Origin of the sequence: Pseudomonas sp. YL2 (assembly GCF_023063025.1) — a bacterium.
Taxonomy (GTDB): Bacteria; Pseudomonadota; Gammaproteobacteria; order Pseudomonadales; family Pseudomonadaceae; genus Aquipseudomonas; species Aquipseudomonas putida_A.
In genome coordinates this window covers 1-1,154 of the sequence record NZ_JAJSLU010000042.1, presented here as the reverse complement: position 1 = coordinate 1,154, position 1,154 = coordinate 1, and the positions used below count along the sequence as shown (strand labels likewise).

Here is a 1,154-nt window from a genome sequence, read left to right as displayed (position 1 = left end):
TTCGCGAGCAAGCCCGCTTGTGTCTGAGTAAGGGAATAAACTCTGGGGTGAGAGGGGTGGATGGCAAGCTGTGAGTCCGCGGTGCTTGAAGCACGAGTGGGAGCAAAGCTGCCATCCACCTTTCTACTCTGGCCCATAAGCCCGAACAGTTGGACGAGTGCCACTCGAATCACAAGCGTGGGCAAAGCCAGAGCACTCTCACTTCTGAGTGTAAGAGGGTTTTGCCATGATTTCCTGGGTCGGCATCGATATCTCCAAATCCAATCTCGTCGTCTGGGTTCAACCACAGAAAGACGGCTTTGAAGTTCCCAATACCGTTGAAGGCTTTGATGTGCTGGTCGCGCGTTTAGGTCAGTACACGGTTGGCCGCGTGTTGCTGGAAGCCACAGGCGGCTATGAACGCAAGGTCATGGCGGCATTGCAGCAGGCAAGTTTCAGCGTGTTGAGGATCAATCCTCGCCGGGCCAGAGCCTTTGCCGTAGCAATGGGCAAGAACGCCAAAACCGATCCCATCGACGCGGCGGTTCTCGCCGATTTTGCCGAAGCGCTGCATGCGTCTCGCGAAAAGCCCATCTCGCCTGAGCGTGAAGCCCTGCGCGAGTTGATTCAATTACGCGAGCACTTCGTCCAGCAGCGCGACGACAACAAGCGCCGGCTGCAGCAGGCCCAGTTGCCTGCGGTTGTAGAGGCGATCAGGGACCATATTCGCTACCTGCAAACCCAGATCAAGCAGCTCGGCAAAGCCATCGATCAAAGCATGCGTGAGCTGGATGCGGAAAAAGCCGATCGGCTTATCTCTGTCAAAGGCATCGGCACTGTGGCGACCGCCAGCTTGCTGGTTTATCTACCCGAACTCGGCGAGCTGGATCGCAGGGAGATCGCCGCACTGGCGGGAATCGCCCCCTACAACGACGACAGTGGAAATCACAGCGGGAAACGTCAGATTTACGGAGGGAGAGCGCGCGTCAGACGTGCGCTTTACATGTCGTGCTGGGTCGTTATCCGCCATCAAGCCGACTTCAAGGCCCGTTATGAATCCTTAAGAGAACGGGGCAAGAGCGCGAAAGTCGCGCTCATCGCCTGTATGCGAATACTGCTGATCAGACTGAATGCCATGCTGCGAGACGGCACAGAGTGGCGGTGACGAACGGTGG

Annotated in this window: 1 protein-coding gene; it reads left to right on the top strand. The window is 57.1% G+C overall.

The genetic code is table 11. The features are described 5' to 3' along the window. Positions 1-226: 226 nt before the first annotated feature. A complete protein-coding gene (locus LVD08_RS28000) occupies positions 227-1,144 on the top strand; it encodes an IS110 family transposase (protein WP_247269778.1) in 918 nt (305 codons plus the stop codon). Positions 1,145-1,154 lie beyond the last annotated feature (10 nt).